Source organism: Geobacillus sp. ZGt-1, from assembly GCF_001026865.1.
Classification (GTDB): domain Bacteria; phylum Bacillota; class Bacilli; order Bacillales; family Anoxybacillaceae; genus Geobacillus; species Geobacillus thermoleovorans.
Genome location: NZ_LDPD01000016.1, coordinates 134324 through 142079, shown reverse-complemented (window position 1 = coordinate 142079; position 7756 = coordinate 134324). Strand labels below are relative to the sequence as shown.

At 55.8% G+C, this 7756-nt stretch carries 7 protein-coding genes; 1 reads left to right on the top strand and 6 read right to left on the bottom strand.

All coding sequences use genetic code 11. The features are described from left to right. A partial coding sequence (locus tag VU18_RS19620) for an MOSC domain-containing protein (protein ID WP_236687314.1) occupies positions 1-390 on the top strand: 390 nt, incomplete at its 5' end. 159 nt (positions 391-549) lie between these two features. On the opposite strand, the gene VU18_RS07075 is transcribed toward VU18_RS19620, so the two are convergent. The 6 genes from VU18_RS07075 to VU18_RS07050 all read right to left on the bottom strand — a co-directional run. Beyond that, on the bottom strand, positions 550-2355 hold the full coding sequence (locus VU18_RS07075) for an ABC transporter ATP-binding protein (RefSeq protein WP_047757848.1): 1806 nt from the start codon (positions 2353-2355) through the stop codon (positions 550-552). Beyond that, positions 2339-4075 carry an ABC transporter ATP-binding protein gene (locus VU18_RS07070; protein WP_047757847.1) on the bottom strand — a complete coding sequence of 579 codons (1737 nt, stop codon included), beginning with the start codon at positions 4073-4075 and terminating at the stop codon, positions 2339-2341. Before VU18_RS07070 ends, VU18_RS07075 begins: the two co-directional genes overlap by 17 nt. Before the next feature lie 406 nt (positions 4076-4481). Next, positions 4482-4907: an STAS domain-containing protein gene (locus VU18_RS07065; RefSeq protein ID WP_011231124.1), complete on the bottom strand. Its 426-nt coding sequence runs from the start codon at positions 4905-4907 to the stop codon at positions 4482-4484. A 93-nt stretch (positions 4908-5000) separates the two neighbouring features. Further along, positions 5001-5426 carry an ATP-binding protein gene (locus VU18_RS07060; RefSeq protein WP_014195747.1) on the bottom strand — a complete coding sequence of 142 codons (426 nt, stop codon included), beginning with the start codon at positions 5424-5426 and terminating at the stop codon, positions 5001-5003. A 12-nt stretch (positions 5427-5438) separates the two neighbouring features. Further along, a complete protein-coding gene (locus VU18_RS07055; RefSeq protein WP_014195746.1) occupies positions 5439-6884 on the bottom strand; it encodes a SpoIIE family protein phosphatase in 1446 nt (481 codons plus the stop codon). Positions 6885-7112: 228 nt separating this feature from the next. Then, positions 7113-7756, bottom strand: a 644-nt coding sequence (locus tag VU18_RS07050; RefSeq protein WP_047757846.1) for an endospore germination permease, incomplete at its 5' end; no start/stop codon positions are given.

Here is a 7756-nt window from a genome sequence, read left to right as displayed (position 1 = left end):
TGGACGCTTCTCGGTTTGACGGAAGACGATGTGTGTCTTGGCGACATGTATGCCGCCGGCACGGCGCTCGTACAAGTGTCACAGCCGCGCCAGCCGTGCTCCAAATTGGCGTTCAAACATCAGCTGCCCGATTTGCCGAAAGCCGTCTGCCAGACAGGAAAAAGCGGGTTTTACTTTCGCGTTCTCAAAGAGGGCGTCGTCGCTCCAGGCGCGCCGCTCGTTCTCGTCGAGCGGGGCGCGGGGGCGCTATCCATCGCGTATATCAATCACATTTACTATCATGAGCGGGACAATGCCGCCGCCATAAAGCAAATCGCCAGCCATCCGGCCTTATCCGCAAGCTGGCGCGAAGCGTTTCAAAAGCGCCTCTCCGAGCGAACGCGTCCTTAAGCCTATGCTGGCAAGACACGCCCGACACAAGCCGGCGTTTCACATAGCGATAGAAAGGCGCCCTGATCGTCGACCCTCGCGACACATGGCTTTGTTCAACGATCGGGGCGCTCGTTTTCGGTTCAGCGGGAGAGCGGCGTCGCCGCGCAGGCGCATTCCTCATCGGGCCGCATGCACACTGCGCTTCCAATAGCGGCAATACAACTGGAAATAAAATCCTTTTGCGGCCAACAGCTCTTCATGCGTCCCTTGCTCGATCACTTTGCCTTCGTTGAGCACAAGGATGCGGTCGGCATGTTGAATCGTGTTCAACCGATGGGCGATGACCAAGCACGTCCGGCCGTTCATGAGCCGCGCGAGCGCTTCTTGAATGCGCACTTCGGTCACCGTATCGATGTTGCTCGTCGCTTCGTCCAAAATCAAAATGGCCGGGTCGGCGATCATCGCCCGAGCGATGGCCAACAGCTGCCGCTGCCCTTGGCTGATTCCGCCGCCTCCTGGGGCCAAAACGGTGTCATAGCCGTCCGGCAGCTTCATAATAAAGGAGTGGGCATTCGCCTGGCGCGCCGCCTCCTCGACTTCTTCATCGGTCGCCTCAAGCCGGCCGTAACGAATGTTGTCGCGGATCGTTCCGGCGAACAAAAACGTATCTTGAAGCACAAATGCCATATGCCGGCGCAAACTCGCCCGCTTGATCGTCCGGCTGTCGCGCCCGTCGATCAAAATCACTCCTCGATCTGGATCGTAAAAGCGGGTCAACAGCTGCAATACGGTCGTTTTGCCGGCTCCAGTTGGGCCGACAAGCGCGACCGTCTCCCCTGGGGCGATGGAAAAGGTGACGCCGTCGAGCGCCGGGCGCTGTTTGTCGTAAGAAAAGACGACTTGACGAAACTCAATGCGTCCATCAAGCCGGTCCAAGGCCACCGCTTCCCGCTCGTCTTCCTCTTCTTTCGGCAAATCCAAAATTTCCAACACCCGTTCAGCGCCAGCCAACGCCGACAGCAACGTGTTCCATTGGTTGGCCAGGTCATTAAGCGGTCTGGTAAACTGGCGGGCGTATTCGACAAACACGACGATCGTCCCGACCGATATCGCTCCTTTGGCCGCCAGCCATCCGCCGACGCCAGCGATGAGGGCGAAGCTTACGTTGTTTAAAAAGTTCATCAGCTTCGGGATGAAGCCGGAATACGTTTGCGCCCAAAACCCGGCTTGTTTCAGCTCGGCGTTTTTGCGCGCCAATTCAGACTCCATCCGCTCTTCTTGGGAAAACAGCTTCACGACTTTCTGTCCGGAAATGACCTCTTCGATAAAGCCGTTCATCTCACCGAGCGCCCGTTGCTGCTCACGGAAACGCACCCGCGTCCGGTTTGTGATCCAGCGCATGCCCACATACATCAGCGGCACGACAACAAGCGTTACGATCGTCAACACCACACTCTGTGAAAGCATGACCACTATAGCGCCCATCAAAGTCAACGTGCTCGAGACGACCTGGACAACAGTACTGTTAAATGTCTGGCTCATATTGTCGATGTCGTTTGTAATCCGGCTCATCAGCTCCCCTTGCTGGCGGCGGTCAAAAAACGAAATCGGCAGCTCATGAAAATGGCGAAACAACCGCTCTCTGATCGCATGCACCGTCCGCTGGCCGACATCGATCATCCAATAGTTTTGCAAAAACGTCGCCGCGCCAAGGGCCATATAAATGGCAAGAAGCAAAACGAGCGTCGCTAAAAAACCGTCCGTCCTCCGCTCGACGATGTACACATCGACCGTCCAGCCGATGACGTACGGACCGGCGAGCGCCAGCGCTGAGCTGACGACAACCATGGCCATAGCCGCAAACAGCTTTCGCTTTTGCGGAGCGATAAATGCCCAGAGCCGCCGCAAGGTGCCGACGCTGTTTTTTGCCCGCTGCGGACTTGCGCCAACACGCGCTCCGTGCGGGCTATGCCGTAGTGACATCCACCGATCCCTTCTTTCCTTCCTGCGTGGCGACGATGCGTCGATACAGTTCGCTTGCCGCCAGCAGTTGTTCATGGCTTCCTTGCGCGATCAGGCGGCCGTCTTCCAAAAGCAAAATGGTATCCGCCGCCATCGCTGTGCTCACCTTTTGCGTCACCATCACCGTCGTGCACGCATACCGCCGCAACGCTGCGAGCAGCTTTGCTTCCGTCTCTGCATCGAGCGCGCTTGTGCTGTCATCCAAAAGCAAAACGCGCGGTTGCCCAACCAAGGCGCGGGCGATCGACAGCCGCTGCTTTTGCCCGCCTGATAAATTGACGCCCTTTTGACCGATCCGTGCGTCGTATCCATCCGGAAACCGAGTGATTGTTTCATGAATTTGTGCATCGCGAGCCGCTTGCACAAGTTCTTCCATCGACGCAGTGATGTTGCCAAAGCGGAGATTGTCCGCGACCGTCCCTGAAAACAGCAGCACTTCCTGCGGGACAAAGCGCACCGCCGTCCGCAGCTGTTCGGCGGAAAACTCGCGCACATCGACGCCATCAATCAACACGCGCCCGGCGCCTGGTTCATACAGCCGGGGGATGAGCTGAAGAAGCGTCGATTTGCCGGAACCAGTCGCCCCTAAAATAGCCGCCGTTTCTTGCGCGTGGATGACAAACGATACGTCAGAAAGCGCGTCAAGTTCGCTGTCTGGATAGCGGAACGAAACGTGCTCAAAGCGAATTTCCCCGCGCCGGACGATCGGTTCATCGGCTCTGTGCTCCCCGCTTCGCTCTTCCGGCACCTCAAGCAGTTCAGCGAGGCGGGCGGCCGAGGCGCGCGCCCGCGAGAACGCCATGGTAATAAACGTAAACATCGACAACGCCGCCGTCGCCCGCGTCGCGTAGTTGACGACGGCGACGACTTGCCCGGCGCTCGCCGTCCCGGACTCAACATCCAGGCGGCCGAAAAACAGCAGAGCGAGAATGGCCGTGTTCATCAAAACCAACAACACCGGGCTGATCGTCTCGATGAGGCGCAGCACGCCCATCGTCCGCTCCATGAGCGCATTGTTCGCCGCCGCAAATCGCTCCTCTTCATATTCTTTTCTCATCCATGCTTTGATGAGGCGCATGCCGGCCAAATTTTCACGCATCACGCCATTCACTCGATCGAGCGCCCGTTGGACGGCGGAAAAGGACGCCGCTGCCCTTTGCACAACCCACAATAAAAAAGCGGCGGAAAGCGGAACCGCGACCGCTAAAACCAACGCCAGACGAGCATGGACGACAAACGCCATCGCGACGCCAAAGACGACCAGAAGCGGTGCACGCAAGGCGATGCGCAAACTCATAAACAACATGTTTTGCACTTGGGTCACATCGTTCGTCATCCGGGTGATGAGCGAGGCCGGCGCCAACTGCTCGATGCGCGCAAGCGAAAACGATTGGATTTTGGCAAACAGCGCCGTCCGCAGCGCAAATCCGTACTCCTGACCGACGTAGGCAGCAGCAAATGAGTTGGCGATGCCCGAGGCAAACGCCAACAGCGACGCCCCGAGCATCACTGCTCCCCACGTGAAAATGGCCGCAACATCCTGTTTCATGACACCATCGTCGATGATTTTCCCCATCAACAGCGGCTGCCAAAGCTCGATGATGAGCTCGGTCAACATAAACAACCAAGCCAACGCCATCCACTTCCAGTATGGCCGCAAATAGATAAGCACCCGCCCCATGTCTGCGCCACTCTCCTCTCCATTCCGATCGCGGGGCCCAGCCGCCGTTCATCGTTGTGTATAATTTTATTCTAAACCCGAAATATTTATTTGACAATGAGAATGCATTTGCAGAAGCAGGGATGCTCCCGGCCAAGAGGAACAAAACCCCCGAACGAATGTCTCATCGCTCGGGGGCCATCGGCGGCAATAGGGGAACAACTGGTCTGTTCAGTCGTTTCGATCGAGATGCCCGACTGGTGGGTGACTGAACAACACCGCTTCCAGACCCATGCATGGGTCTGTGAAGCAGGGGGTTATTCAGTCTTCCATCACACCTTGCCTTCAGCAGTCGGAAAAATAGACGACACGCTTTTGGGCCAGCGAAATGTGAAACCTTCCAGTTGATTCGGCATGAGAGCCATGTCTATGACGAACGCTGACGCCATGCCGAATAAAGCGCCTCCTGGCTAATATGGTCGAAAGAGCTTGGCGGTGCAAGGGACAACAGCTGTTGTTCATCGCCAACGATCGGCAACAGCCGGTCGAGCTTGGCCATCAGCAAAATCTTTTCTATAGCGGCGTTATCCCGGACGACGATGGCCATGACGCGGCTTTCGCTGACGATTTGCTTAAAAAAGCGGACAAGGAGCGCTAATCCAGTACTGTCCAAAAATCGAAGGCCGCTCACGTCGACAACGACAAGGCGGCGCTTGACAGCAGCCACCGCCGTCGCCAGCTTTTGTTCCGCCGCGAGCTGCGTATCATAGGCGAGCCGTCCAGTTAGCTTGATGCATTCGTATGCGCGTTCTACAACCATTTCCAATTCAAACGACAACCGATGCTGTTTCATTGTATCCCCCTATCGTTGACCAGCCATGCCTTGCCCTCGGCCACCACCCGCATTCGTTCCGATCACATGGGTGCATCATTGCACCAAAGCCAGTTATGTTGCATTCCGACTCATTTTCATGACAAGCATCCGACGGCCGCCCTTTTGCTCAACCCACATAACGTCATCCATAATTTCTCGGATGAATAGCAACCCTCGTCCCGATTCGGCGAGCAATACATCAGAGAGCGTCATTTGATCAAGCTGCTCGATCACTTCCGCCGGAACGCCGCCGCCCTCGTCTTCAACCGCCACGGCCACATCAGCGCTTGTGACGAAAAAGGAGAGCGAAATCGTCCCCGCCTCCATCCCCGCCCGTTGAACAGCTTTAACGGCATTGACGACCGCTTCATGCACCGCCAACACAAACAATTCCGCATCACGGACAGCAAACAACGAAGCAGCCTGCTCCGCAAGGAGATGGCAAACCAAAACCGCTTCCTCGTCCGCCCGGCAGCGCACGATCCATTCACACACCACCAAGCGTCCCGCCTATCCATGAACCGTGATGGACAATAAGCAAATGTCGTCCGAAGGGCTGACAAGCGGCGGACCTTGGCTGATTAAACGTTCGAGGAAGCGTTTATCCGGCAAATGGCGGCACATTTGCGTACATAAGCGAATTTTTTCAATGCTTTGCAAAATCGACGGGTCGATCTCCTCTAAAATGCCGTCTGTATACAAAAGGAGGCGGGCCCGCTTGTCGTAATGAATCACCTCTTTTTCAAACGGCAAGGAAAATGGGCTGCCGATCGCCAAACCGCCTTTGTCCAACTCACGGACGCTTCCGTCGTCCAAAACGAGCAGCCCAGCCGGATGGCCGGCGTTGGTATATTCAATTTTCCGCTCTTTCGTGTCAATCACTAAATAAATCATGGAAAATAGGTGGCGGATGTTGTTGGCCTCATCAGGAAACAACGTTTGCACATGCTTCTCCAGCTCGCTCGCCACCGAGACCGGGTCAATGACGCGCACGATCAACCCGCGCAAAAGCGAGCGGAGCAACATGCTCACCAAGGCCGACGAAATGCCGTGGCCCATCACGTCGATGACGATCACCCCGTAGCGGTACAGGTCGATTTGATAGCAAGCGTAAATATCGCCTGACAAATCATCGGATGGAATATAGACGGCATCCATCGTCACCGCCTCGTTTTGAATGAGCGGCGTCAGCAAATTTTGCTGAATTTTTTTGGCCAGCTCGACTTGGCGCCGCCGCTCAGCCTCTTTTTGCTTTTGCTTCGTCTCGTCTTCGACAAGGACGATATATCCGTCCGCCTGAAGCACGGGAATGACCGTATAGGCGACATTGGCGGACGTGCCGTCCCGGCGCTGCACCATCCCTTCGCCGCATCGCTGCTCTTTGGGAGGAAACGGAAGCCATGTTTGGCTGCCGCAACGAAAGAGCGACCATATCGGGCGGCCGACCGCCTCTTCTTTTCGGCGCCCAAACAGCCGCTCTGCACTAAGCCCCCAATCTTGCACGGTTCCGTCCGCCGCCACCGGAACAACAGCGAACGGGGCGGAATCGTAAATGACCTCAAGCAACTCAGACGGCGTCGGTCGATCAGCCGGAGGCATAGCGGTTTGTTCAACAAAATGCCAAACGAGCCATTCTCCCTCGCTGCCTGACAACCGATAGACGTTCATCCAGCTCATGTATGCTTTCCCGCTTTTCGCCACATGGCGCGCTTCTCCTTGCCAACATCCGTCCTTTTTTACCGCCTCGGCGATGCCGTCCAACAACGCGGCCGACCATTCGGCTGAAAACAGAACGCCGACCGGCCGCCCGACTAATTCGTTTTTGGCAAATCCGAGCCATCTTGGCGTCGGTTCGCTGACCGCAACAATCGAAAGTTGACGGTCGGTAATCACCATGCCGCTGCCCAACTGTTCCGCGTCTAGCTGATCGATCGCCTGTACATTCGCCTTCACCATCGTTCAACCCTTTTTCGTTATAATCAAAATCAATAGCCTTCAGCTGACACCGGCTTCCCGAAACAAAAACGCGCATCGGCGCCGGGTTGTTTCCACCCCGCCTTCGGGTTGCATGTTCAGCACCACTTTTCGCCCCATTGTTCCTCGTAGGAACAGGTTATTGTTGTATTCGTGTTTTTTTGCGGTTTTTCCTGCTTGCTGCCGCATAAATCTTCTAGTCCGTTTTTCTTATTTTGCCGATGATCCAAACCGCCGGCGAATCGCCGCAATCACAAGCAAGAGCACCGGAATGATGATTTGCATCGGGATGTGCAGATAGAGCGTGACAATCTTTAATCCTTCATGAATATGTTCCCAGTAGTTGCTGGCCATCGCCACCGACCACAATAAGACAAGCGCCCCAAACGGATAAACAAGCCGCTGGTGGTTCGAAAACCCGAATACATGAGCCACCCCCACGACGCCGGCATAAAAAAAGATGGAGACTTTGAAAAACCCCCCGATCACTAGAGCGACCATAAAAAAGACATCAAGCCGCTCTAAAAAGTGAGCGACTTGAATGCGGCGGATCGTATCGAGCAACGGAAACGATGAACGTGACACCGCATCAGCTCCCAAGACGGCCGTATTAACGGCCATAATGATCGCCAGGTTGATCCCGGTCAACACCATCCCGGCAACGGCGGCCCGCCGCGCTTTTTCCGGACGATTCAAGTATGGAAACAGCATGGTAAACACGATCATTTCGCCAAACGGCACGTACAACGTTTCCGTGAACACCGTTTTCCACACCCGTTTCCACCCTTCCTCTAATACCGGTTGGAGCTGGGTGAGATCAACAACTCCGGAAGCGATAACTAAGATGAATCCAA

What these genes read in the sequence shown, in the direction of transcription:
- VU18_RS07075 (WP_047757848.1), bottom strand. Translation starts at nt 2,355, where the DNA reads ATGTCACTACGGCATAGCCCGCACGGAGCGCGTGTTGGCGCAAGTCCG.
- VU18_RS07070 (WP_047757847.1), bottom strand. Translation starts at nt 4,075, where the DNA reads ATGGGGCGGGTGCTTATCTATTTGCGGCCATACTGGAAGTGGATGGCG.
- VU18_RS07065 (WP_011231124.1), bottom strand. Translation starts at nt 4,907, where the DNA reads ATGAAACAGCATCGGTTGTCGTTTGAATTGGAAATGGTTGTAGAACGC.
- VU18_RS07055 (WP_014195746.1), bottom strand. Translation starts at nt 6,884, where the DNA reads ATGGTGAAGGCGAATGTACAGGCGATCGATCAGCTAGACGCGGAACAG.